This window comes from Alphaproteobacteria bacterium (assembly GCA_016124955.1).
GTDB lineage: Bacteria > Pseudomonadota > Alphaproteobacteria > UBA9219 > RFNS01 > RI-461.
Genome location: WGMR01000003.1, coordinates 271,605 through 296,675, shown reverse-complemented (window position 1 = coordinate 296,675; position 25,071 = coordinate 271,605). Strand labels below are relative to the sequence as shown.

At 58.6% G+C, this 25,071-nt stretch carries 22 protein-coding genes and 1 rRNA gene; 14 read left to right on the top strand and 9 right to left on the bottom strand.

Features of this window, described 5'->3' with window-relative positions; genetic code table 11:
* Window positions 1–342: ribosomal RNA gene (locus GC131_02320) — 16S ribosomal RNA — on the bottom strand; the annotation flags it as partial.
* A gap of 772 nt (window positions 343–1,114) precedes the next feature.
* Here GC131_02320 and GC131_02315 point away from each other — a divergent pair.
* Window positions 1,115–1,843: a hypothetical protein gene (locus tag GC131_02315; GenBank protein ID MBI1272904.1), complete on the top strand. Its 729-nt coding sequence runs from the start codon at window positions 1,115–1,117 to the stop codon at window positions 1,841–1,843.
* Between the two features lie 122 nt (window positions 1,844–1,965).
* On the opposite strand, the gene GC131_02310 is transcribed toward GC131_02315, so the two are convergent.
* Window positions 1,966–2,814, bottom strand: coding sequence for a pantoate--beta-alanine ligase (locus GC131_02310; protein ID MBI1272903.1), 849 nt, complete (start codon window positions 2,812–2,814; stop codon window positions 1,966–1,968).
* Window positions 2,815–2,888: 74 nt separating this feature from the next.
* Between GC131_02310 and fumC the strand changes: the two genes are divergently transcribed.
* Genes fumC through GC131_02290 form a run of 4 tightly spaced genes read left to right on the top strand, consistent with a single transcriptional unit; the run spans window position 2,889 to window position 6,395 of the window.
* Window positions 2,889–4,280, top strand: a complete 1,392-nt coding sequence (gene fumC, locus GC131_02305) for a class II fumarate hydratase (protein MBI1272902.1) — start codon at window positions 2,889–2,891, stop codon at window positions 4,278–4,280.
* Window positions 4,281–4,290: 10 nt separating this feature from the next.
* Window positions 4,291–5,583, top strand: coding sequence for an adenosylmethionine--8-amino-7-oxononanoate transaminase (locus GC131_02300; protein ID MBI1272901.1), 1,293 nt, complete (start codon window positions 4,291–4,293; stop codon window positions 5,581–5,583).
* Entirely contained in the window at window positions 5,576–5,803 is a 228-nt protein-coding gene (locus tag GC131_02295; protein ID MBI1272900.1) for an aryl-sulfate sulfotransferase, read from the top strand. Before GC131_02300 ends, GC131_02295 begins: the two co-directional genes overlap by 8 nt.
* Window positions 5,804–5,834: 31 nt before the next feature.
* Window positions 5,835–6,395 (top strand): hypothetical protein, encoded by a 561-nt coding sequence (locus tag GC131_02290; GenBank protein MBI1272899.1) that lies wholly within the window; start codon window positions 5,835–5,837, stop codon window positions 6,393–6,395.
* Between the two features lie 12 nt (window positions 6,396–6,407).
* On the opposite strand, the gene GC131_02285 is transcribed toward GC131_02290, so the two are convergent.
* Window positions 6,408–6,596 carry a DUF1192 family protein gene (locus GC131_02285; GenBank protein ID MBI1272898.1) on the bottom strand — a complete coding sequence of 63 codons (189 nt, stop codon included), beginning with the start codon at window positions 6,594–6,596 and terminating at the stop codon, window positions 6,408–6,410.
* A gap of 77 nt (window positions 6,597–6,673) precedes the next feature.
* On the opposite strand from GC131_02285, the gene GC131_02280 reads away from it, so the two are divergent.
* The 3 genes from GC131_02280 (at window position 6,674) to GC131_02270 (ending at window position 10,555) form a co-directional block, all read left to right on the top strand.
* On the top strand, window positions 6,674–7,660 hold the full coding sequence (locus GC131_02280) for a zinc-binding dehydrogenase (GenBank protein MBI1272897.1): 987 nt from the start codon (window positions 6,674–6,676) through the stop codon (window positions 7,658–7,660).
* Window positions 7,661–7,790: 130 nt separating this feature from the next.
* A complete protein-coding gene (locus GC131_02275; GenBank protein ID MBI1272896.1) occupies window positions 7,791–8,537 on the top strand; it encodes a DUF1013 domain-containing protein in 747 nt (248 codons plus the stop codon).
* Between the two features lie 41 nt (window positions 8,538–8,578).
* Window positions 8,579–10,555 carry an acetoacetate--CoA ligase gene (locus GC131_02270; protein ID MBI1272895.1) on the top strand — a complete coding sequence of 659 codons (1,977 nt, stop codon included), beginning with the start codon at window positions 8,579–8,581 and terminating at the stop codon, window positions 10,553–10,555.
* 66 nt (window positions 10,556–10,621) lie between these two features.
* Here the strand turns inward: GC131_02270 and GC131_02265 are convergent, their stop codons facing one another.
* Both GC131_02265 and GC131_02260 read right to left on the bottom strand, forming a co-directional pair.
* Window positions 10,622–10,825, bottom strand: coding sequence for a DUF465 domain-containing protein (locus tag GC131_02265; protein MBI1272894.1), 204 nt, complete (start codon window positions 10,823–10,825; stop codon window positions 10,622–10,624).
* Window positions 10,826–11,049: 224 nt separating this feature from the next.
* Complete coding sequence (locus GC131_02260) at window positions 11,050–12,123, bottom strand: ATP-dependent 6-phosphofructokinase (protein ID MBI1272893.1); 1,074 nt, start codon at window positions 12,121–12,123, stop codon at window positions 11,050–11,052.
* Window positions 12,124–12,276: 153 nt separating this feature from the next.
* On the opposite strand from GC131_02260, the gene GC131_02255 reads away from it, so the two are divergent.
* From GC131_02255 to GC131_02245, 3 genes are read left to right on the top strand one after another with little or no spacing between them, the layout of a single operon-like run.
* Entirely contained in the window at window positions 12,277–12,480 is a 204-nt protein-coding gene (locus tag GC131_02255) for a DUF465 domain-containing protein (protein ID MBI1272892.1), read from the top strand.
* Between the two features lie 20 nt (window positions 12,481–12,500).
* Window positions 12,501–13,778 carry an MFS transporter gene (locus GC131_02250; protein MBI1272891.1) on the top strand — a complete coding sequence of 426 codons (1,278 nt, stop codon included), beginning with the start codon at window positions 12,501–12,503 and terminating at the stop codon, window positions 13,776–13,778.
* A 1-nt stretch (window position 13,779) separates the two neighbouring features.
* Window positions 13,780–15,042: an MFS transporter gene (locus tag GC131_02245; protein MBI1272890.1), complete on the top strand. Its 1,263-nt coding sequence runs from the start codon at window positions 13,780–13,782 to the stop codon at window positions 15,040–15,042.
* On the opposite strand, the gene GC131_02240 is transcribed toward GC131_02245, so the two are convergent.
* The gene (locus GC131_02240) at window positions 15,043–15,681 is read right to left on the bottom strand and encodes a diguanylate cyclase (GenBank protein MBI1272889.1); all 639 of its coding nucleotides are present in this window, start codon (window positions 15,679–15,681) and stop codon (window positions 15,043–15,045) included.
* Window positions 15,682–15,788: 107 nt separating this feature from the next.
* On the opposite strand from GC131_02240, the gene purE reads away from it, so the two are divergent.
* The 3 genes from purE to GC131_02225 are packed head-to-tail and all read left to right on the top strand — an operon-like array spanning window position 15,789 to window position 18,201.
* Complete coding sequence (gene purE / locus GC131_02235; protein MBI1272888.1) at window positions 15,789–16,319, top strand: 5-(carboxyamino)imidazole ribonucleotide mutase; 531 nt, start codon at window positions 15,789–15,791, stop codon at window positions 16,317–16,319.
* A 5-nt stretch (window positions 16,320–16,324) separates the two neighbouring features.
* Window positions 16,325–17,410: a 5-(carboxyamino)imidazole ribonucleotide synthase gene (locus GC131_02230; GenBank protein MBI1272887.1), complete on the top strand. Its 1,086-nt coding sequence runs from the start codon at window positions 16,325–16,327 to the stop codon at window positions 17,408–17,410.
* Window positions 17,411–17,421: 11 nt separating this feature from the next.
* A complete protein-coding gene (locus GC131_02225) occupies window positions 17,422–18,201 on the top strand; it encodes a 3-hydroxybutyrate dehydrogenase (protein MBI1272886.1) in 780 nt (259 codons plus the stop codon).
* A gap of 3 nt (window positions 18,202–18,204) precedes the next feature.
* Here the strand turns inward: GC131_02225 and GC131_02220 are convergent, their stop codons facing one another.
* The 3 genes from GC131_02220 to GC131_02210 form a co-directional block, all read right to left on the bottom strand.
* Window positions 18,205–20,067 (bottom strand): hypothetical protein, encoded by a 1,863-nt coding sequence (locus GC131_02220; protein MBI1272885.1) that lies wholly within the window; start codon window positions 20,065–20,067, stop codon window positions 18,205–18,207.
* Window positions 20,068–20,183: 116 nt separating this feature from the next.
* The gene (locus GC131_02215; GenBank protein MBI1272884.1) at window positions 20,184–22,793 is read right to left on the bottom strand and encodes a response regulator; all 2,610 of its coding nucleotides are present in this window, start codon (window positions 22,791–22,793) and stop codon (window positions 20,184–20,186) included.
* Between the two features lie 79 nt (window positions 22,794–22,872).
* A complete protein-coding gene (locus GC131_02210) occupies window positions 22,873–25,065 on the bottom strand; it encodes a primosomal protein N' (protein ID MBI1272883.1) in 2,193 nt (730 codons plus the stop codon).
* Between the last annotated feature and the right edge of the window lie 6 nt (window positions 25,066–25,071).

The following is a 25,071-nucleotide window of genomic DNA, read 5'->3' as shown; positions in this document are numbered from 1 at the left end:
TCCAATATTCCCTACTGCTGCCTCCCGTAGGAGTCTGGGCCGTGTCTCAGTCCCAGTGAGGCTGATCATCCTCTCAGACCAGCTATCGATCGTAGCCTTGGTAGGCCGTTACCCTACCAACTAGCTAATCTAACGTGGGCCGATCTTTTGGCGATAAATCTTTCCCCCGAAGGGCTTATCCGGTATTAGCGTCAGTTTCCCGACGTTGTTCCGAACCAAAAGGCACGTTCCCACGTATTACTCTCCCGTGCGCCACTGGTGTATTGCTACACCCGTTCGACTTGCATGTATTAGGCCTGCCGCCAGCGTTCGTTCTGAGCCAGGATCAAACTCTCAAGTTGAATTTAGAGAACGAAACCGAAGTTTCGTCGTCTATTACAGTCAGCTGCCTGTACACTATGCAGCTCCTGTCGAGGGTTGATACTGTCCCCTGTTCCCCCTGATTTCTCAAAGAAAACAGGGCGTATCGAACTTAACTTAACAGGATGCTTAGAAAACAACTGACCGTGATACCGGACTTGAGTCCGGCTTAAGGTCCGAGATATCCGACCAGCACGCACGCGCCCGAAGGCGCGGATGCCGGCAGTTGCCGTCTGTGCATCCCTTCTCAAAAAAGTTCACTATGTCAAAGAGCCGCGAGGCTTGCGCCAAGGGAAGGGTTTCGCCCTCCGCCGATCCTGAATTTAAGAGCACAAAATCGACATCGCGCCTGTCGCACTATGGCGCCCGATGCTTGTCTGTTTTGTGCAAAGTACACACCGGCGAACAGGACCTTGCCCACCGGAGAGGCCGCAACCTACTGATTCACCTTGCCCTTGTCCAGAGAAAAATGAACAGTTCGTTAACTTTCCGTACTCTCATAAGTTATTGATTTTACTGTATAAATAAATTGTCCACAGGCTTACCAACAGCTAGATTTTCATTATATCACCGAAATGAATGCTTTGGGAGGGTTTTGTGCATATTCAGCAGGTAATATAATTTCACAACACAGCATGAGCGCGAAACATACTGAGCAAACAAGGTGCCAATAGTGAAACTAATTGTATTTAGGGCGCTTGGGTTGCTACAAGCAGCTATTCAGTAAAAGGGTGTTTTACAGGCAAGATTTACAATGTTTGCGCCATACAGAAGCAAAATAGAAGTCAGCGTTGCGCCGTTGCAGCAAGCTAAGACAGACGGTCCGCCGCCCGTCAGCGACGAAGCGTATTTCAACCTGCTTTGCAAGTTGCTGGAGCAGGGCAAGACCTACACGAAAAAAGCTACGATCCGCGCGTATCCGCTTCTGGGTGAAATTTTCAATACGTTGAACAACGAAGGAAGCCTTGAGCTTAGCAAGATAAACGCCCGCGCCAAGGATCTGTGGCTGGTGTTTGACGGCCAGCTCTATAGCGAGCGTGAAGCCAGGAAGCTTTTTATCAAGGTTTTTAAAAAGTACGGCGAAGAAATTACCAAACACCGGGCGCAGCTCAATGCGGGCACCCTGGATGTTGGCGTTTCTGTAACGGGCCGCGGCATCTGGACCGTTGAACACAAAACCATGCGTAGCGATTACCAGCGCGTAGCCGACAGCGTTTGTTCGTTTAAGGTCAACCCGGATACGCAGCGTCTTTGCCTCGATGTAGATGAGCCGCTGACGTGGCGCTGCACCTGGGGTGATTTTTACGTGCCGGCAGGCGGTACGCTTGCGGTCGATCCGAAGCATGTTCCGGCGATCATCGAAGCGATGCTAAGTGTGAGCAGGGGCGAAAAAACGATTGGCGATGCGTTCTTCGAGGTAAACGATGAAGGCAAGCGCGTGGCAAAATTTGACGTTTACGGCATGGAAGCGCGTTTCAGGTAAAACCAGTATGCCGATGCCCCGATCAAGCCGGCAATACGCGATGCCATCACCGCCGTATTTCCCAATGCCACGTGTGGCGCCAAGCCGCGCAGAAGCTGGCTGCGTTTCGGGCTAAGCCGGGCCTAGATTTCAATATTATCAATCAGCCGGGTTTGCCCGAGCTTGGCCGCCGCCAGCAGGCGAGCCGGTTTTGCGCTTATATGGTCTGCGCGCGCCAGCGTTTCCGCATCGCGCGCTTCCAGATACTGCAGATCAAAGCCCGCCGCCGCGATTTTCGCGCGCGCCGCATCGAGCGATTTCGCCTGCGGTTTTCCTGCGCGCATTTCAGCCGCGCAAACGACCATGGCCGCGTGCAGCGCGGGCGCAGCGGCGCGTTGTTCGGGCGTGAGATACATATTGCGCGAAGAGAGCGCGAGCCCATCGCTTTCGCGCACGATATCAACGCCGACGATTTCAATCGGCAACGCGCGTTCGCGCACCATGCGCCTGATCGTCAGCAATTGCTGGTAATCCTTTTCGCCGAACAGTGCGAGCGCGGGCTGAACCTGTTCGAATAATCTGTGCACGACGGTTACGACGCCATCGAAATGGCCGGGGCGAAAATCGTTTTCCATGCCCATCAACGCAGGGCCCGCTGCCTTGATGCTTGCGGATGGTCCGCCGGGATAAATTTCGTCCACATCGGGGCAATACACAAAGTCTGCGCCCGCGCGGCGCAGTTTTTCAAGATCGCCCGCTTCGTCGCGCGGGTAGCGGGAAAAATCTTCATGCGGGCCGAATTGTGTCGGGTTCACGAAAATAGAGACGGCGATACTATCGGCCAGTTCGCGCGCGCGGCGCACCAGCGTAAGGTGTCCTTCGTGCAGTGCGCCCATGGTGGGCACAAGCGCCAGCCGCCCGCCCGCCGGCGCCGCCGATTTGATGGTGCCGCGCAGGGCGGCGGCGGTGCGAAAGACCTTTAAATCGTGCATTTTCGGGGCCGTTGTTGCCGGGCGGCTTTGATAGTAATAGATAGCCGTGTCACACGCTACGTGGAGTATAAAACATGCCCCCCCGTATTGAAACCGACTCATTCGGTCCTATCGAAGTGCCCGCCGAGCATTATTGGGGCGCGCAGACCCAGCGCAGCCTGCAGAATTTCAAGATCGGCGGAGAGCGCATGCCGCCCGCGCTGATTTGCGCCTTCGCCATACAAAAGCGTTCGGCCGCGCTGGCCAACATGAAGCTTGGCATGCTCGATAAAAAGCTGGGCGAAGCCATGGTCAAGGCCGCGGACGAGATTATCGATGGCAAGATGGAAAACGAATTTCCGCTTGTGGTGTGGCAAACAGGTTCCGGTACCCAGACCAACATGAATTTGAACGAGGTGATTTCCAATCGCGCGATCGAGCTGCTGGGCGGGGAAAAGGGTAGCAAGAAGCCCGTGCACCCCAACGACCACGTGAATATGGGACAAAGCTCGAACGACAGTTTCCCGACCGCGATGCATATCGCCGCCGTGATGGAGATCGCGAATGCCTTGATCCCCGCGCTGGAGCACTGCGCGGGTGCGCTCGAGAAGAAAGTTTCGGCGTTCAAGGATATCGTCAAGATCGGGCGCACCCACTTGCAGGATGCGGTGCCGTTGACGCTGGGGCAGGAATTTTCCGGCTATGCCACGCAGGTGCGCAACGCCATTGCGCGCGCGCGCGAATGCTTGCCGCGGCTTTACCCGCTGGCGCAGGGCGGCACGGCGGTGGGCACAGGGCTGAACGCCAAAAAGGGCTTTGCCGAGGAATTTGCGGCGCAGGTTGCGGCCGTAACGAAGCAGCCGTTTGTCACGGCGCAAAACAAGTTTGAAGCGCTTGCGACCAACGATGCGATTGTCGAGGCTTCGGGCGTTATGAACACAATCGCGGTCGGCTTCATGAAGATCGCGAACGATCTGCGTTTGCTCGGTTCCGGGCCGCGCTGCGGCTTTGGTGAACTGAAGCTGCCGGAAAACGAACCCGGCTCCTCCATCATGCCCGGCAAGGTCAATCCGACGCAGGCGGAAGCCATGACCATGGTGGCGGCGCAGGTGATGGGCAACCACACGACGGTTTCTGTCGCGGGCGCCAACGGCCATTTCGAGCTGAATGTGTTCAAGCCGGTGATGATTTATTGCTTGCTGCAATCGGTGCGCTTGCTGGCCGATGCGGCGCGCAGCCTGACCGACAACTGCATCAGCGGGATCGAGCCCGACGAGGCGCGCATCGCCAAGCTTTTGCATGAATCGCTGATGCTCGTGACCGCGCTCAACCCGCATGTGGGCTACGACAACGCCGCCAAGATCGCCAAGAAGGCGCATGCCGAAGGCACGACATTGAAGGAAGCCGCCGTGACGCTCGGTATCCTTAAGGCCGAGGATTTCGACAAGTTCGTGCGGCCGGGCGAGATGACCCGCCCGCTGGATTGATCGCGGGACGATGCCCATGAAAGGCCATCTGTGGTTCCCCTATGCCCAGATGAAAACCATGCCCGCGCCGCTGGCTGTCGCGGGCGCGCAGGGCAGCAAGATATTTTTGACGGACGGGCGCGTGCTGACCGATGGCATCGCGGCTTGGTGGACGCAGTGCCATGGCTATAACCATCCGCATATTGTCGAGGCGTTGAAGGAGCAGGCGGACAGGTTCAGCCATGTCATGCTCGCAGGTTTTACGCACGAACCGGCGGAACGGCTTGCGGCGCGGCTCGCGAAATTGTTGCCAGGTGATCTTGATCATGTTTTTCTGGCTGACTCCGGCTCTGTGGCGGTTGAAATTGCGCTCAAGATGGCGGTGCAATACTGGATCAATCGCGGGCAGAAGCGGCGCAAGCTTGTCGCCTTCAGGCACGCCTATCACGGCGATACGCTGGGCGCGATGAGCGTGACCGACCCGCAGGAAGGCATGCACAGCCTGTTTGCCGGCTATCTGCCCGAACAATATTTCCTCGATCTGCCCGTGGATGCCGCGACGCTGCGCGCATGCGACGATTTTCTTGCCGAACACAAAAGCGAAATTGCCGCTATGATCGTCGAGCCGCTGGTGCAGGGCGCGGGCGGCATGTTGATGTACGGGCCGGGCGTTTTGCGCGATTTGCGCAGGCTGGCCGACAGGCACGACATTCTGCTGATCTTCGACGAAGTTTTTACGGGCTTCGGCCGCACCGGCACGATGTTCGCGTGCGACCACGATGGCGCGGTGCCCGACATCATCGCGCTGGGCAAGGCGCTGACTGGCGGCGCGGTGACCATGGCGGCGACAGTGGCGCGGCGCCATGTGTTCGAAGCCTTTTACAGCGATACGCCCGAACATGCCTTCATGCATGGGCCGACCTATATGGGAAACCCGCTTGCCTGCGCCGCCGCCAACGCTTCGCTTGATTTGTTCGAACAGGAACCGCGGCTGCAGCAGGTGGAAGCGATTGGCGCGCAAATGCGGCACGAGCTTGAAAAATGCAAAGCGATCAAAGGTGTGCGCGCCGTGCGGACGCTTGGCGCCATCGGTGCGGTCGAGCTGGACGCGGTGCCCGATCTGCGCTGGATGCGCGCGCGCTTCCCGGCGTATGAAGTGTGGATCAGGCCGTTCCATAACATTGTTTACCTCGCGCCCGCTTTCACGATCATGCCCGACGAGTTGCGTGTGTTGACCGATGCGGTTGCGACCGTGCTTGGGGAATGGGCGGAGCGCGGTGCGAAGCAAAGGGCACAACCCATGCAGACGGATCTCGATGCTTAAAAAACGCTCCATCCGAATTGCGGGCCACGAAACCAGCATAACGCTGGAGGAAGAGTTCTGGCGCGAGCTGCGCACCATCGCACGCCGCCGGGGTACATCGCTGAGTCGGCTGGTCGCGACGGTCGATGCGGGGCGTAGCGGCAATCTATCGAGCGCGCTCAGGGTGTATGTTTTGCAGGCATTACGCGAGCCTATTAAGCATAAACCTGTTTCGGGTTGACCCGGGGGGCGCGATCTTTAAAATCGTTGCCATGACAGGACGAACCTACATAAACCTCGATGGATCGCCCTACGGTTCGCGCGGCGTCGTGCGTTTGCTGACGACCCCGCTTGCACGTACCGGCATGCTGATCGCGCTGTTCGTTTCCGCCGCGCTTGCGCTGCCGGTTGAAGACGGGCAGGCGGCTTTCCTCGGTATCCTTTTGTTCAACGTTCCCGTGCTTTGCCTTGTGCTGGCGCTGGACAAGATGTTCGCGCGGCTTTTGCTTGGCGCAGGCAAGGGGACCGTGATCGACAAATCGGGCTATATGGCCGGTTCTTCCGGCAATCCGGCAACCAGCATGAAGATGATGACCGGCTTTTTCTTTGCCGCGCTGGCATACGGCGTGAGCGGTGCGATTTCCTTCGACCCGTATTTTTCCTTTTCCTATTACTGCATGGCGAACAGCGGGTGGTATTTTTATGCGCTGTATAAATTGCTGCGCGGCAAATGGGCGATTTGCAGTAATCCGCCCGCGCCGGATTTGCGCAAAGGCGCTTCATGGATGCCCGCTTGGCTGGCGCGCCCGCAGGCCCAGCAGGTAAAAATCTAGGCCTGCCTCAAGTTATCTCCTGAACAAACCTTCGACCGAGCCGCGATGGCTTTCCTTCTTCGCGATTGCGTCGCGCGTGCGCGCGATTTCGGTTTCCAGCTCGGTAATATAATCCTTCAGTTCGCCAACCGACATGACGGTTAGGTCTTTGGGTTTGGCGACCGGTTTTTGGGGTTCGAGTTCATCGGGGTTGAAGGCCATGGCTTTTCCTGTCGTCAGAGAGTGATTGCATATTACACAAAAAACGGCATCTTGTAGCCATGACGTTACCAGAGCGCATGAACTATATAGAAATTACGGAAGAGGGCGGGCCCGAAGTCCTGCAGATGGCCGAGCGCGCCGTGCCGCAACCGGCGGCGGGCGAAGTGCTGATCAAGGTTGCTTGTACGGCGCTGAATCGTGCCGACCTGCTGCAGCGTAAGGGCAAATACCCGCCGCCGCCGGGCGCCAGCCCGGTGCTCGGGCTTGAAGTTTCGGGCATTGTTGCCGCCATTGGCGAGGGCGTGAAACGCTATGAAGTAGGCGACAGGGTTTGTGCGCTGCTAGACGGCGGCGGTTACGCCGAATATGCGGTTGCGCCAGCCGGGCAATGCCTGCCGCTTGCGAGCACCGTAAGCTATGACCAGGCTGCGGCGCTGCCCGAAGGGATTTTCACGGTCTGGGCCAATGTGTTCGAAGCAGGCGGGCTGAAGCCCGATGGTTCCGTGCTTATTCATGGCGGCGCAAGCGGGATCGGTACGATCGGGATCAGCATGGCGCGGTTACACGGCGCGCGGGTTTTCACGACAGCCGGCAGCGATACGAAATGCAAAACGTGCGAGCAGCGCGGCGCCGATCGCGCGATTAACTACAACACCGAGGATTTTGTGCAGGTCGTGCGCGAACAAACGCAGGACAGGGGCGTTGATGTCGTGTTCGATATCCTGGGCGGCGATTATGTTGCGCGCAACATACAGGTGCTGGCGCCGCACGGTCGGCATGTCAGCATCGCCATGCAGCTTGGCCGCACGGGGCAGGTGGATCTGCTGCGCGTGATGTTCAATCAGCTGGTTTTGACGGGCTCTACGTTGCGTCACCGTAGCGCCGAGGAAAAGGCCCGTATTGCGGGTGTGGTGGAGCGCCAGATATGGCCGTGGGTCTCCACGGGGCTGCTCAAGCCATTGATATATAAGAAATTCAGGCTTTCCGAGGCGGGGGAGGCACATAAAGTTATGGAATCGGGCCAGCATAGTGGTAAGATTGTGCTTGAGGTTGCGGCGCTTTAGGGCGCGCCTTCGTTGCATCTTATGGGTGCATCAAATCGATCCCGGAAAAGTAGGTTTCGGATCGTCGGCTGCGGAAACGCTGCCGCGTGCGCAAGCTTTTTAGTTTTTTTTGGACCAAGGAGAGAGAGTTATGGCCCAGCATATGCCCCTGATGCCGAAGGCAACCGCCGTTTGGCTCGTGGACAATACGACCCTTTCGTTCGAGCAGATTGCTGATTTCTGCGGTCTGCACGCGCTTGAAGTGCAGGCGATCGCCGACGCCGAGGTTGCCGTCGGTATGGTCGGCATGAACCCCGTTGTGGCGGGCCAGCTTACGGACGAGGAGATCAAGCGCTGCGAAAACGACACGCGCGCGAAGCTGAAGATTTTGCGCTCCGATTTGCCGCAGCCGGTCGCACGCAGCAAGGGCCCGCGTTACACGCCGGTCACCAAGCGCGCGGACAAGCCGGACGGAATCGCCTTCCTGCTCAAGACATACCCGGATCTGCAGGATGCGCAGATCGCGCGCCTGATCGGCACCACGAAGGACACGATCAACAAGATCCGTGACCGTACGCATTGGAATGCTTCGCAGATCAAGCCGCGTGACCCCGTTCTGATCGGCCTTTGCAAGCGTAGCGACCTTGAAGCCGCGATCAAGAAGGCGGAACGCCGCATCAAGCGTCAGGAAAAGGAAGCCGCGAAGGCGGCCCGTCTTGCCGCGCAACAGGCGGGCGGCGAGGAAGACGCCCAGACCGCTGAGCCCGAGGATGCGCCCATGCCGCTGGCCGCCGACAATCCGGGCACCGACGAAACCGACGAGCAAAGCCCGTTCGCCGAAGATGCCCCCGGCAAGGATTTCACCTTGCCCGGCGAAACGGTGACGGAACAGAACTAAGCCGCTAGTATCATGGCTTCGATTCCGGCTTCGGAGCAGCCATGACCGGCGACCAGCCCATGTACAGCCCCTCCAGGGAGCGCATCGCACAAAGCGCGATGTATGCCTTTGCACGCGCGGCCGAAAAGCAGGCGGGCGTAGCATTGCCCGATTACAAGGCGTTGCATCGCTGGTCTGTTGAAAACCGGGAGCAGTTCTGGTCGTTGCTGTGGGATTTTTGCGCCGTCAAGGCATCCGCCAAGGGCGACAGGGTTCTGGTCGATGGCGACAAAATGCCGGGCAGCCAATGGTTTCCGGATGCCCGCCTGAATTACGCCGAAAATCTTTTGCAGCCCGCGCTGACGGGCAAGCGCGACAAAGCCGCAATCCATTTCTGGGGCGAAGACAAGGTCAAGCAAACGCTAAGTTTCGGCGATGTGCATGACCGCACAGCCGCGCTTGCCGCGCATTTGCGTGCGCAGGGTGTGAAGCCGGGCGACAGGGTGGCGGCCCTGGTCGCGAACACGCCCGAAGCCGTGATCGCAATGCTTGCGACCAGCGCAGTGGGCGCGACGTTTTCTTCCTGTTCGCCCGATTTTGGCGAAAGGCTGATCCTCGATCGGTTCACACAGATCGAACCGAAAGTTCTGATCGCCACCGACAGTTATTACTATAAGGGCAAGGTGATTGATGTCGGGCCGAAAATCCGGATCGTGGCCGAAGCATTGCCCGGGTTGAAGCAGATCATTGTGGCCTCCTATATCAATGAAAAACCGCAAACGGAAGGCTTGCCGAACGCCATTTCATGGCAGGAAGCGGCCGTGCCGGGCCGTGTGCCGCCGCTGGCGTTTGAGCAACTGCCGTTCGCGCATCCGCTCTTTATTCTGTACTCGTCCGGCACCACCGGCCTGCCGAAATGCTTCGTGCACAGCCAGGGCGGCGTATTGCTACAGCATCTGAAGGAACTGCATCTGCAATCGGACGTGAAGCAGGGCGATGTTGTGTTCTATCACAGCACCTGCGGCTGGATGATGTGGAACTGGCTGGTTTCATCGCTCGCGTTCGGTGCGGCGCTTGCGCTCTATGACGGCATGCCTGCGGTGCGGGACGGCAACATTCTGTTCGATTTCTGCGACGAGGCCGGCTTTACGCTGTTCGGCACCTCGGCCCCCTTCGTGCAGGCAATCAAGAATATGGGGCTGAAGCCGAAAAAGACGCACAGCATGAAAACCGTGCGCCTGCTGACATCGACCGGCGCGCCGCTTCTGCCGGAACATTTCGATTACCTGTACGCCGATGTGCTGCGCGATGTGCCTGTGGCTTCGATTTCCGGCGGTAGCGATATCGTAAGCTGCTTCGTTCTCGGCAACCCGCTTTCGCCCGTTTGGCGCGGGGAAATACAGGGGCCCGGGCTCGGGCTCGATATGGCCGTGTACGACGAAAGCGGCAAGGCTTCGACCACCGGGGCGGGCGAGCTTGTTTGCCGCCGTTCATTCCCCTGCATGCCGGTTGCGTTCTGGAACGATCCGGATGGCGCAAAGTACCGCGCCGCCTATTTTGAACGTTTCCCCGGCGTTTGGTGCCATGGCGACTGGACCGAAATGACCAGGCATGGCGGTTTGATCATCTATGGCCGATCGGATGCCACCACCAACCGGCAGGGCGTGCGTATCGGCACCGGCGAGTTTTACAATCTGGTTGAGCAGTTGCCGGAAGTTGAAAACAGCCTTGTTGCCAGCATGCGCGTACCGGGCGACGAGCGCATTTATATGTTCGTGAAGCTGCGCGCCGGGGTTGCTCTGGATGATGCGCTGAAGGGCAAGATCGCGAAGCATATGCGCGACAAGGGATCGCCCCGGCATGTGCCGGATGAAATCCATGAAGCGCCGGATATTCCCGTGACCCGCAATGCCAAGAAGGCAGAGATGGCGGTGATCAATATGTTTCAGGGCAGGCCGGTCACGAACCAGACGGCACTGGCCAACCCCGAAAGCCTCGGGTTCTTCGCGGATTTCATCAAACGCGTGGCGCAGACATAAAAACCCCCGGCCCTGACAGGTTTCCCAGCGGGACCGGGGGTAATTTCAGGGGGGGATGTGCCTTTTCTACGCGCTCCGGCGCTGGGCTTCTTGGTTATAGGGGACGAAGGACGATAATCGCGTGATCTCGTCCTTGATTTTCAGCTTTTCGCGCTTGAAGCGGTGAACACGGCTGATGTCCGGTAGCGGCCTGTGTTCTTCATCATGGAGGATTGCATCAAGCTCGGAATGGCGGTTACGCAATGTTTCTATTCTCTTGACCAGAGACATCGGCTTCTCCTTGTTTCGGGCGAGCAACAAAACTATACACCCGAATCCGTGACCGATTTTTGCAAAGAGTCCTTGACAGCTAGATTCGCAATAAGATTTCGCTTCCGGAAGAATTATTCAGGGATTCCAAAAAGCTGTAACTGAATCTTTACCTTAACGAGGAATTAAAACGGCTAACTATCGCATGCAGGCGCTAAGCTTTTCTATATAGAGAGAAAAGCGAATCAATCACCGAAGCAGATATCAAGTCCGCGTGCTGTGCGCATTAACGTTCCGTGCTTTTCCACAACCTGATAGTGCTTAATGGCTTCCGCGATGGGGACATCAACCACTTCGCGGTTCGACCACGCAACCATACGATAAGATTTGCCTTCCCTGATCAGATCGACCGCACGCACCCCGAAGGCGGAAGCGAGCAACCTGTCTTGCGCGCTCGGTTGCCCCCCGCGCTGCACATGCCCGAGCACGGTGACGCGGGTTTCCGCCTTGCAAAGCTCGGTGATCTGCTCGGCGATATAGGCGCCGATGCCGCCGAGGCGCTTTTGCCCGCCGCTGAATTCCTTGGTTATGGCGCTGCCGGATACCGTTTTGACCGCTTCGGACACCACGACGAGCGCGAAGCTGCGGCCGCGTTCGTGGATCTTGCGGATATGCGCGGCGACCTTGTTGATGTCGTATGGAATTTCGGGGATCAGGATCACATCCGCGCCGCCGGCAATGCCGGCAGCCAGCGCGATATGCCCGGCATCGCGCCCCATCACTTCAAGCACCATGATCCGGTCGTGGCTGGCTGCGGTCGGCTGCAGGCGATCAAGCGCTTCGGTCGCCACCGCGACCGCGGTATCGAACCCGACGGAAGTTTCTGTCATGCCGAGATCGTTATCGATGGTTTTGGGAACGCCGATCAGGTTAAACCCGCCTTTTTGTGCAAGCTTGAGCAGGATGGCCTGGCTGCCGTCGCCGCCGATACCGATCAGCGCGTCGCAGCCCAGCTTGTTCCATTGCACAAGGAGTTCATCCGAGCGGTCCTTTACCGTGCCATCGGGCATGGGGTAGGCGAAGGGATCCCCCTTGTTGGTGGTGCCGAGGATGGTTCCGCCGCGCCGCAACATGAGCGTATCGACATCCTGGACCGTCAACGGCTGTACCTGCGGCGGATCAAAAAACAGGCCGTGCGCACCATCAAGGATACCGAGCATTTCCCAGCCATAGCTGGCGGCGCGCAGCACGGCGGATCGGATAATGGCGTTAAGGCCGGCGCAATCGCCGCCACTGGTCAGGATGGCTATGCGCTTGATTGGCTTCTGGGTCACGGGCTGGCTTCCTGACTGCGAGAATCGGCTATCCCTGAAATTAGCAAGAAAAATAGCATTTTGACGAATTTTCTGATATAGGGAGCCACCCCGCCAAAGGCGCGGGAGCCCCTATTTTGCTACGGTTGCGCCCCATAAATGATTGTTGATCAGGAACAATTGGTAGAAAAGCTGGCCACGTTAAAGGCGGAGCACCGCGACCTTGACGATGCGATCACGGCCCTGAGCCAGCGCACCGTACCTGATCTGATACAGGTCCAGCGCCTCAAGAAAAGAAAATTGCAAGTTAAGGACCAAATTGCCAAACTTGAAAACATGCTGATGCCCGACATCATCGCCTGACCCTTCTGAAAGGCTTTCGCATGGCGTTCAATTGGTCCCGCGATATTGGCGATCGTAGTACGACCTATGCGATTTTGGTTTGTTCGCTGGGCTGGTTCGTCGATATCTTCGATCTGATCCTGTTTTCCGCTATCCGCGTTGACAGCTTGCGCAGCCTTGGGCTCGAAGGCGACGCCATCGTGACCAAGGGCGCGCTTCTGCTCAACATGCAGTTCATCGGCATGCTGATCGGCGGGCTGGTTTGGGGCATATGGGGCGACAAGCGCGGGCGCATCGAAATCCTGTTCGGGTCCATCTTGCTTTATTCGATTGCGACCATCGCCAACGCTTATGTCGATACCGTTGCGCAATATGCGCTATGCCGGTTTCTTGCCGGGCTCGGGCTTGCCGGGGAAATCGGTGCGAGTATTACGCTGATCGCCGAGCTTATGCCGAAACATACGCGCGGGCTTGGCACCGGCTTTGCCGGTGCGATCGGCGCGATCGGCGGGGTGGTGGCCGGTTATGTCGGCACCAACATAGATTGGCAGAGCGCCTATATTATCGGCGGCGCACTCGGGCTCATTTTGCTGTTCACGCGCGCCAAGATGGCGGAATCGGACGTCTTCAAGCGCATCGAGATCAAGGATAGCGTTTCGCGCGGCGATCTGCGCCTTTTGGTCATGAACGGCCATAATCTGATGCGCTATATTTCCTCCATTCTCGTTGGGTTCCCGATATTTTTCCTTGTGGCGATCCTGATGGCTTTTTCGCCCGAAATCGCCGATGCGCTTAATATACCGGGCGTGCTGGCATCCCGCTCCATCACCTATGGCTATAGCGGGCTTGTGCTCGGTGAAATAGCCGCCGCACTCATTAGCCAATTTTTGCAAAGCCGCAAGAAGGTCATTTTTATGTGGATGGGTGCTTCCGTTCTGCTGTGCATCGCCATGTTCGTTATGGCGGGGATGGAAGTCGATATGTTCTACTTCATCATGTTCCTGATGGGCATTTCCAGCGGCTATTGGGTTATCTTCAACACCGCTGCGGCGGAACAGTTCGGCACCAACTTGCGCGCTACGGTGGCGACGACGGTGCCAAACCTTGTGCGCGGCTCGACCGTTATTTCCACCACGCTGTTTGTGCTTTTGCACGAACAATTCGGGATTTTGATCGCGACGGCGCTGGTAGGGTTCATTACCTTCGTGGCGGCCTTTGCCGGGTTGCTGGCGATCAAGGAAAGCTTCGGCATTGATCTGAACTTCTATGAATCCGCCACCGGCAAGAAAATAGCCCGGGCGGTTGATAAGGAGGAATAAGATGCTTGCGGGATTTCGTGCGGCGTTTTCGGACCGCAAGGTAACCTATGCGGTTATTGTTGCCGCCCTCGGGTATTTCGTTGATGTCTATGATCTTCTGATGTTCAGCATTTTGCGGGTGCAGAGCCTCAAGGATTTAGGCCTTGAAGGCGAGGAGTTGTTGAGTTCCGGCGTGCTTTTGCTGAATGCGCAGATGGTCGGCATGCTGATCGGCGGTGTTTTTTGGGGCATGTGGGGCGACAAGCGCGGACGGATCGAGGTGCTGTTCGGCACCATTATCATGTATTCGCTTGCCAATATCGTGAACGGCTTCGTGACCGACGTGAACCAGTATGTAGCTTGCCGCTTTATTTCCGGGATCGGGCTGGCGGGTGAAATCGGGGCCGGGATCACACTTGTCAGCGAATTGATGAAGAAGGAATATCGCGGCTACGGTACCACGCTGGTGGCGGCGGTTGGCGTGGTCGCCCCCGCGTTTGCGGTTCTTTCCGCAGAATTTCTTGAATGGCGCGCGGCCTATATTTTCGGCGGCGTGATGGGGCTTATGCTGCTTGTCTTGCGCTTTCGCGTGGTCGAATCCGGTTTGTTCCGCAAGATGCTGGAAAAGGGTCACAATTCGATGGCCGATGTGCGGCTGCTTTTATTGCCCCGGTGTTTTACCCGTTATATCGCTTGCATCCTGATGGGCGTGCCGATCTGGGCTGCCGTTGGCCTGCTTGTGACCTTTACGCCGGAGATTGCCGAAGCGTTGGGTTTGGGTAGTGACGTGAAGGCTTCGTGGCCCGTTGTGCTGTATTCGATCGGTATCGGCGTTGGCGGCATGGCCAGCGGATTGCTGAGCCAGCATTGGCGCAGCCGCAAGCTTCCTATCGTGATCTTCCTGCTTGGTCTTTTCGCGGCTTCCATCCTGTTGCTTGGCGGAATATTGCCGACGGTTTCGGCTTATTATGCGATGTTCCTGCCCATCGGCTTCTTTATGGGCTACTGGGTTGTGTTTCTTGTCGCATCCGCCGAGCAATTCGGCACCAATATCCGCGCCACGGTGACGACATCGGTGCCTAACTTCGTGCGCGGGGCCACCGTGCCGATGACGCTGGCCATGACGGCGCTAAAGGAGCATTTCAGCATGGTCGCGAGCGTGCAAATCGTTGTCAGCGTTGTGTGTCTGCTTGGCCTTATAGGGGTCATGTCGCTGCGCGACACGTTTGACGTCGATCTCGATTACATGGAAGAGCGGCAAACGAAGAAGAAAAAGAAGGCCTGATCAGGCTCTGTCCTTCTTGGTCGTCATCGCGCCCGCTGCGGCGTGCAGGCCCTTGGTGACGTCGTCTTCGTTCTGGAAGGTATAGGCGCCGAAGCTGACTTCAAGCTCGAACGGGTTGCCATGTACCTCGGCCATCTTTTCCTGCAGGATCACGGCAAGACTTTCGCCCTTGCGCCAGGCGTTATCGTTATCGCAGCGGATCAGCAGGACGCCGAATTCGGTCGCATCAAGCCGGGCGACGATGTCACAGCTGCGGACATGGCGGACCATGATTTCGCCGACCTGACGAACGGCGGCGTTCATGATCGCGCGATCATACTTTTCGGCAAGCGAAGGCAAGTTGTCGAAATCGAAATACAGCACGCTCGAGATCCCGCCATAGCGTTCATCGAGCGCGAGCATGCGCGCAACCTCGCGGTTAAACTCGGGCCGCGTCAGGATCATGCTCGCGGCTGTAGCCTCGTCAAGCTCTTCGCGCATGTGGTGCTTGATGCGCTTTTCCAAATCGGCGATTTTTTTGTTGGCCGCGGCGGCTTCGTCGCGGAAGCTGTTCCATGCCTTGCGCTGTTCAGGCGTCAGGGCTGCATCGGCGAGGATGTCAGTGGCTTCGATGGCTGGTTTGGGCTTGATGACGGACATGCGCTTTTCCCGCGATTCCCCAAGATTATGGCATAGCCCCCTAAATACTTCATCTTTTACTAATTTTACGCTAATTTCCGGGGTGCACACCGTTCCGGGGAGAAGATATGGCGGTCAGAAAGCGCAAAGCAGCTAAAAAAAGCGGCAAAAAACCGCAAAAGGTATCGGTGGGGATCGTTATGGGCAGCCAGTCCGACTGGGCCACCATGCATCACGCCGCTAAAATTTTAAGCGATTTTGACGTCAGGCACGAGGTGCGGATCGTGTCCGCGCATCGCACCCCCAAACGCCTCTACGAATACGGCGCGGGGGCCGCCGATCGCGGGCTTAAGGTTATCATCGCGGGCGCGGGCGGCGCGGCGCATCTGCCGGGCATGATGGCGGCCATTACCCGTTTGCCGGTGCTTGGCGTGCCGGTGGAAAGCCGCTCGCTCGCCGGTCTCGATAGCCTGCTTTCGATCGTACAGATGCCGGGCGGCATTCCGGTGGGCACGCTGGCGATCGGTAAGGCCGGCGCGATCAACGCCGGGTTGCTGGCGGTTTCGATGCTGGCAGCGCATGATGAAAAACTGGCCGCGAAGCTGGACAAATGGCGCAGCCGCCAGACCGCGACCATCGCCATGAAGCCGGCCGATTGATGCCGATGAAAACCATTCCACCGGGCGGCATTATCGGCATGCTTGGCGGCGGGCAGCTTGGCCGCATGACGGCAATGGCCGCCGCGCGGCTTGGTTACCGCGTGCATGTATTTTGCCCCGAGGATGACGCGCCTGCGCTGCAGGTTTGCGATATGCACGTGCGCGGGGATTTTCTTGATGAAAAGGCGCTAACGGGTTTCGCCCGCAATGTCGATGTGATTACGCTGGAATGGGAAAACATTCCTATCAAGACGCTTGAGGTTCTGTCCTATGCCCGCCCCGTCCATCCGGGCGCGGCGGTTTTGCGCGTGGCGCAAGACCGTGTGCTTGAAAAGACGTTCGCGCGCGACCACGGGCTTGGCACCGCCGCCTTCAGGCCTGTCCATTCGGCAACCGAACTTGCGGCGGCGGCAAAAGATATAGGCTTGCCCGCGCTGCTGAAATCCACGCGCATGGGCTATGATGGCAAGGGGCAGGTATTGATCGCGCCCGGGGCGGACATGCAAAAGGCCTGGAGCGATATGGGCGCGCCGGCCGGAATTCTTGAAGCGCTGGTGGATTTTGAATGCGAGGTTTCCGTGATCGTTGCGCGCCGGGCGGACGGAGCGGTGGCCGCGTACCCGCCGGTGCGCAACATCCACCGCAACCAGATATTGGCGGAAACCCGGGTGCCTGCCGGCATAGCGCCCGCCGTGGCCGAGGAAGCCCTGAAAGCAGCCACAGGGATGGCGGCCGCGCTTGATGTGGTGGGGCTGCTGGCGGTCGAGATGTTTGTTTTGAAGCAGGCCGACAAAGACGGGCACCGCGTGCTCGTCAATGAAATTGCACCGCGCCCGCATAATTCGGGCCACTGGACCATCGATGCTTGCGGCTGTAGCCAGTTCGAACAGCTCGTGCGCGCCGTTTGCGGCTTGCCGCTGGGCACGACGGAGCCGCACAGCAGGGCGGTTATGCACAATTTGCTCGGTAGCGACGTGGATCAGTGGCAGGATTGGCTGAAGCAGCCCAATGCCCGGCTGCATCTGTATGGCAAGGCCGAAGCGCGGCCGGGGCGCAAGATGGGGCATGTAACGGTGGTGGATAAGCTGTGACGGAGGGCACGATGAAGGGCAAAGCGGCTGTTGTAACGGGTTCGACCAGCGGGATAGGCCACGGCATCGCTGCGGTGCTGGCGCAGGCGGGCGCAAACGTGATGCTGAACGGCTTCGGCGACACCAAGGAAATAGAAGCCACGCGCGCCGGGCTTGCCAAGGCGACCGGCGCGAAAATCGAATACAACGCGGCGGACGTGACCAAGCCGGATCAGGTTTCCGCGATGATCGAAGCGGCGCACAAAGCCTTTGGTTCGGTCGATGTGCTTGTGAACAATGCGGGGATACAGGCGGTTTACCCGGTCGAGGAATTTCCGCTTGAAAAATGGGACGCCGTGATCGCCACCAACCTTTCTGCCGCTTTTTACGGCATACGCGCCGCGCTGCCGTTGATGCGGAAAAAGGGCTGGGGCCGGATCATCAACATCGCTTCGGTGCACGGGCTGGTCGCCAGCGTGAACAAGGTTGGCTATATTTCTGCCAAGCATGGCATCGTCGGTATGAGCAAGGTTGTGGCCTTGGAAACGGCCGGCAGCGGCATTACCTGTAACGCTATTTGCCCGGGTTGGGTGCTGACGCCGTTGGTGCAAAAGCAGGTCGATGCCATTGCGGAGCGCAAGAAAACAAGCAACGAAGAAGCAACGATGGAGCTGCTTGGGGAAAAGCAGCCGTCGAAGCAATTCGTGACACCTGAGGATATTGGCCAGCTGGCACTGTTCCTGTGCTCCCCCGCAGCCAACCAGGTAACCGGGGCGGCATGGAACATCGATGGCGGCTGGGCCGCGGTTTAAGACCTAGCCCGCGCGGCTGCCGGTATTGCCTGTGCCGTCGTTCAGCGATTCCGCGACCTGATTGAGCCGGTTGATCACATCGTCCCCGCGGTCACGCAGGCTGGCGAAGATATCGTTCATTGCGTTCAGCGTGCTTTCAAGCTGTTCTTGCGGTTGGCCCGGCAGTTCTGGCGCAAGCGATGCCCCTGTAGCAGCGGTCGCGAGCGAACGGGTTTCACCAAGGCGCTTCATCTGCACCGCGATATCCATCAGTACCGCAAGGATTTCCGAAAGGCTCGCTTTCAGCGCGCCCGGGTTGTTGTCTTGTAGCGCCGCAACCTGTTCGCTCAGCAATTCACTGCTGACAAAGACGTTTTGCATCGTGTTGTCGAACAGCGATGCATTGGCGTTCAGCCCCTTAGCGGTGCCTGCAAAGGCTTCGACCGCCGTGACGGCCTTATCAAGCCGGGTCGTGGATTGTTCAAGGAATTCGAACAGGGTCGCTTCCGCATCCTTCAGCGTATCGACGGTATCTTTCATGTTCGAGCGCGTGAGATCGGTGGTTTCCGCCAGCACTTCGCCGCTGTTGCGCAGCAGGCTTGCGGCGGCGAACAGCCGTTCCGTCAGTTCGCCCGCTTCCTTGCCGAAGCTTTCCGATGTCTGGTGCGCCTGTGATGCCGTGACGTGCAGCATGCGTTCGGTCGCAAGCAGGGATTGCACGAGTTCGCGCAACTGTTTGCCGACATCGCTGACCACGCTGCCCATACTTTCCGAGCGTTGCTCAAGCCGGGGCAAGACCTTTTCGATCCGGCCGATCACGGCTTGCTGATTTTCACGGGCGAGGGTGGTGGCGAGGCTCAGGGCGTTATTCAGCTTGGCGATCTTTTCGCCATGCTCGGCGCTCAGCGCCGTCAGCTTCCGGATCATGGCCTGAACATCCAGCATGAAACGTTCCAAGCCTTCACGATTCATATGAAGAACACCGGCCAGCTTATTGGCATCGTTGACCATATTTCGGCTGCTATCCATCATGAGCTGGGTCATGGCTTCGAACAGGGAGGAAGCCTCCCCCTCGAACTTCAGGCGCACGGGGCCCTGATCGCTGATCAGCGAGATATCCGGCACCTGCGTGAACTGGTAGCGGGCGATATCCACGGCGCGTGCGACATCGCCGATGGCATCCTGCCGCTCAACGCCCCAGATCGCGGCTTCGCTATCGTGCGAAAGCAGTGCGATGCTGCGGCGCAGGTTTTGCATCGGGGTCATCATGTTGTCGGTCAATAGCCGGTAGAGCAGGGCGGCCAGAACCACGCCGAGCGAGGCACCGGCCAAGGCCAGCCAGAAAAGCGCCCGCGACCAGGTAGCGGATTCGCCCGCCGCCTGCGCGGCCGCAAGCTTGTCGAGCCGGTTATCGACCAGAGGTTGCATAGCGGCCAGCGTTTGCGCCGTTGTAACCAGATCGGCCCTGCTGGCCGGGGCGGTCGTGGCATTTTCGGCCTGCTTTATGGCCTTGTCATAGGCGTTGAAGATGCCGCGCAGCTGGATGATTTGGGCGGCGGCGACACCGTTATCGCGCAGGGCCGCGAGCGCGCGGTAAAGTTCGGCATGCGCGGCGCGCATTTCGGCCAGCGGCCGATCATCTTCGTTGGCGGCAAAGCGCACCATAGCGCCGGCAAAGCCGTTATAGCCTGCGGCGTTGCGCAGATCTTCGATTGCAGCGGCAGTGCCCTGTTCGCGCGCGAGCTGAATACCATCCTGCGGGTGCGTGATGCGGTAGCTGGCATAGATCGTGCCGCCAAGGAGCGAAAGCGAAAGCGCGGCGGCGGCAACAAGCAGCCATGCCACCGGGCGTTGCAGGAGGGTCGGGTTTTCGAGTTGCTGGGTCATATGGCGTGCCTATATACGGGCGATTGGGCGAATCAAAACATATAACCGACAGTTTCGACCAAATATGCCTCGAAGGCAACGCAACATATGCGACCAGAACTATGGTTAACGCCTGTCTAGACGGGCTTTTCTTCGCTGCGGAGCTGGTCACGCAAGTCTGCGAGGGCGCTGAAAGATTGCCCGATAACACCTTCTGCCTGCGTCAGATTATGCTTCGCCTGATTGGTGTTGCGGGCGCGCAGCGAATCTTCGATTTCCTGCATGCTGCAGGAAAGAGCCATAAGGCCACAATTGGCGCTGCTGCTTTTCATGGAATGGGCTTCGCGCTGTACGGCATCCCAATCGTTCGCCGCGACGGCGGCATGAACCCTGGCGACATGGGTTTCAAGATCACGCAAAAAAACATCGATCAGGCCGAGTACGATGGTCTTATCAAGGTCCGCGATCATTTGCTTGACTGTCGCGCGGTCCAGAACAGGCGAGGCGAATGCAATATCGCCGCTACAGGCTGATTCGCGCGCGCGCGTTTCTCCGCAACCGTTTTTCCGCAGCCAGCGTTGTACGGTTTGTTCGAGCGCGCGACGTTCGATGGGTTTACGGATATAGTCGTTCATACCGGCTGCGATGCAGCGCTCCCTATCGCCCGCCATCGCGAGCGCGGTCATGGCAATGATGGGAAGGTCCGATGCGACCATGCCGAGCGCGCGTATTTCGCGCGTCGCTGTCATGCCATCCATTTCCGGCATGGATATGTCCATCAAAACAAGATCGTATGGCGTGGTTTGCGCCTTTTCGATTGCCATGAGACCGTTGCCGGCAATATCGACCCTATGCCCTGCCTTGCGCAGAAAGCCTGCGATCACAATCTGGTTCGGTTCGTTATCCTCAACCAGCAATATGCGGCCTTTGATCGTCGGGGTTTGTGCATCCGGCTGCTGTGTCTTTGCGCCGGTTGTTTCTTTTTCCGTCACTTCGAAGGGTATGACGAACCAGAATTTGCTGCCTTCGCCCGGGCGGCTTTCGACGCCGATTTCACCATTCATAAGCTTGACCAGCCTGCGGCAAATCGCGAGCCCGAGCCCCGTTCCGCCATGTTTGCGCGAGGTTGAAGGATCAAGCTGATTGAATTCGGTGAACAGCCTGCTTTGGCCTTCGTGGTTGATGCCGATGCCGGTATCGACGACCTCGAACCTGATCAGGCTGTGCGTGCCTCCGGCTTCGTCATAGCTGATCAGGTTGCTGACATTGATCATGATGCCGCCGGTTTCAGTGAATTTCACGGCGTTGCTGACCAGGTTTAGCAATATCTGCCGCACCCGCCCGGGGTCGCCCATGACATTGGTCGGCACATCGGGTTCGCGTTTATGATTGCAATACAGGCCTTTGGCCTTGGCCTGGTTTTGCAGCATGTCCACGATGCCGGAAAGAAGCGCGGGAAGATTGAAAGCTTCGGTTTCGATTTCAAGCTTGCCCGCTTCGATTTTAGAGTAATCGAGCAGATCGTTGATGATCTCAAGCAGCGCCGCGCCCGATGTCGATGCGGTTGCGACATAGCGTTTTTGTTCCTCGTTCATCGCGGTATCGTGCATAAGGGATAGCGCGCCAAGAATGCTGTTGATGGGGGTGCGGATTTCGTGGCTCATCATGGCGAGGAAGTTGGATTTCATGTTGGCGCCGCGCTCGGCCTCGCTTTTCGCCAGCCGCAAGGCTTCCTGCGTATTTTTGATATCGGTGATATCGGTTTGCATGCCGATGAAATTGACCAGCCCGCCATATTCGTTGAAAACCGGGCTGATGCTAAGCGCGTTCCAGAACGGCGTGCCGTCCTTGCGGTAATTCAAGATCTCTGTCGAAACCGGCTTCCGATGCTTGACCGCATGGCTGATTGTGCGTGCGGATAGGCTATCCGTATGGCTGCCTTGCAGCATTCTGCAGTTTTTTCCGACGACTTCATCGGACGTATAGCCTGCAATTTGCGTGAAGCCCTGATTAACAAAAATAATGGGGTTATCAGGCTGGTTCGGGTCAGTGATGATGACGCCCCCGGCGGTGGCGTCAATCGCGGCGGCAAACAGGGCATTGCGCCGCTGGGCTTCTTGCGCCGCCGCTGCGGCGCGGCGGGCGCGGTCGTTCTCCTTATAGGCAAAAATGATCGTTGCCGCACCGATGAACATGATGCCCATGAACAGTATGATGTTGAATATATCGTTACTGCTGATCTGGCTGATGGTAAGGGCTATATGGCTGCTTAAGGTTTCCTGGGTTTTGATGTGCAGTTCAAGCAAGGTGCGAGCCGCGAGCTCGATATCGTCCTCTATGTCGGTCCGGTTGATGGCCTGCCCGTCTGTAAGCGCCGCGATGCGCGGCTCCATTCTGTCCAGTGCGCCGACCAGGGCGGCCAGTGCGGCGGGGCCGTTTTTCACCTGCCCGAATTCATTCGCGAGATCGCCCGTGGTCAAATAGCCAAGGTTTTCCTTGAACGTCAGATAGGTTTTCCGAACCGCTTCAGCTTGATCCGTGCCCCTGTGCTGGCCGGATACCGCGTGCCGGAAATTCCAAAGCGCGCCTTGCGCATGCACGAGCAACAGGGGGAGCTGTTCGTGATATATTTCGCGCATCCTGTTGTGCTGGCCCATGATCGAGAGGTGCGACCCCGCAAGCATGGCCAGCAGGGTGGCGACACTGCCCAGTACGAGGGCGGCAGGCAGTCGTTTTTGTTTATCCATGGAGCCGCGTGCGAATATGAAAACCGGTACGGGTGTGTGCCGATTGTCGCCGCTGAGTGCTTAACTATTCTTTTGCGGGCTACATAAAGCTGTATGGATCGATATCGACTTGTAGCTTGATATTGGCTGGTATTTTCAGATTGCCAAGCCAATCCCGGATAAGACCCTGTATGTTTGTGCCTTGCGCGCAGCGCAGCAGCAGCCGGCGGCGGTGTTTGCCGCGCAAAAGGGAAATGGGTGCAGGCGCCGGACCGAGAACCGAAAGGCCGGGCAATTGGGGCGCCGTGCGTGCAAGCATGGAGGCGAAGCTGTCGGCGCCGCGCGCATCGGGGCAGGATATGATAAAGGCCGCGAGCCGGGTAAAGGGCGGCAGGCGGTAGGCTTCACGCTCCGTTTGTTCGGCAAGCAGGAATTTATCGCGGTCGTTTTCCTTGAGCGCTTGCATCACCGGATGTTCGGGCTGCGCGGTCTGCACAAGTGCGATGCCCGGTGTTTCCGCCCGCCCGCTGCGCCCCGCGACCTGCTGCAGAAGCTGGAAGGTGCGTTCCGCCGCGCGCGGATCGCCGCCCGCAAGACCGAGATCGGCATCAATAACGCCAACGACCGCGAGGCCGGGGAAGTGGTAGCCCTTGGCCATAATTTGCGTGCCGATCAGCAAATCAAGTTCGCCTTTTTCCATGCGGGCAATAACCGCGCGGATATCCTTCGGGCTGTTTATCACATCGCTTGCCATCACGGCGAAACGTGCTTCGGGCAGCAGGTTCGCGACTTCTTCGGCCACGCGCTCAACCCCGGGGCCGCAGGCGGCGAACCGCCCTTCGGCTTCGCAGGACGGGCAATGTTTCGGCAATACGGCGTGGTGGCCGCAATGGTGGCATTGCAGCCGGTCGGAATGGCGATGCTGTACGAGCCATGCCGAACAGTTGGGGCATTGCAGCCGGTACCCGCAGGCGCGGCACAGTGTAAGCGGCGCGTAACCGCGGCGGTTGAGGAACAGCATCGCTTGTTTGCCCGCGGCTATGGTTTGCCGCAACCGGTCCACCAGCGGCGGGCTGAGCCAGCTTTGCGAGGGCAGTTTGTGTTTGCGTATGTCGATCAGCTCGATCGCGGGCATGGCAGCGCCGCCGTATCGATCGGGCAGCCGTTGATGCGCGTACTTGCCTGCGCGCGCATTGAGCCAGGTTTCGAGCGACGGCGTGGCGGATGACAGAACGACGGGAAAATTTTCCTGCTTGCCGCGTACCACGGCCATATCGCGCGCGTTATAGATAACGCCTTCTTCCTGCTTGTATGATTGGTCGTGTTCTTCATCCACAACGATCAGGCCAAGATCGCGGTAGGGCAGGAACAGGGCCGAGCGCGCGCCTACAACCAGCGGCGCCTTGCCGTTGAAAATGGCCCACCAGTTATCGCGCCGCTGTTTTTCGGTTAGCGCGGAATGCCATTCCACCGGCGGCGCGCCGAAGCGGTCCGTGAAACGGCCGAGCATCGCGGTCGTGAGCGCGATTTCCGGCATCAGCACAAGCGCCTGCCGCCCGGCACGCAGACAGGCGGCGATGGCTTCGCAATAAACCTCGGTTTTACCCGCGCCCGTCACGCCATCAAGCAGCGTAATGGTGTGCCGTTTTTCGCGCACATCGGCGGCCAGCGCATCGGCCGCGATTTGTTGTTGTGCGGTCAGTTGCGGCGCGTCGTGATCTGCATCCGGCTGCGCCGGGGCGGCATCAACCGCTTGCTGTATGGTTTTCAACAGGCCAGTTTTTGCCATACCCGCAATCACGCTTTGTGCCGCGCCGCTGGCTTCGCGCAGGGCCGGGGCCGTTAGCTTGCGTTCGCCTGCCAGCGAATCCCACACCTTTTGCCGCGCCGCCGTCATGCGCGCCGCCGGCACGGCACCCGCGCGGGCATAAAGCGTGACGGGTGCGGGCGAAGCGGGTAACGCCGCGCCCGCGAACAGCATGCGCAGGATCGCGCCCGGCGAAGAGAGGGTGTATTTGGCGACCCAATCAATGAATTTGAGCTGTCCCGGCGGCAACGGCGGTAGTGGCAAAACCGCCTCGATACGTCTTAGCTTCGCCGGGAGCACATCCCCCGTGCCTTCGCCCAGAACCACACCCTGCATCAGTTTTTTGCCGAACGGGACCTCAACCAGCGCACCCGCGGAGGGCTGCTGGACAGGGCCGGCGGGGGGCAGGTAATCAAAGGCTTGCCGCCGCATGTCTTTTGGGGAAAGCGGCAACAATACACTAAGGGTGGCAGGGAGAGGCAGCATGGGCTA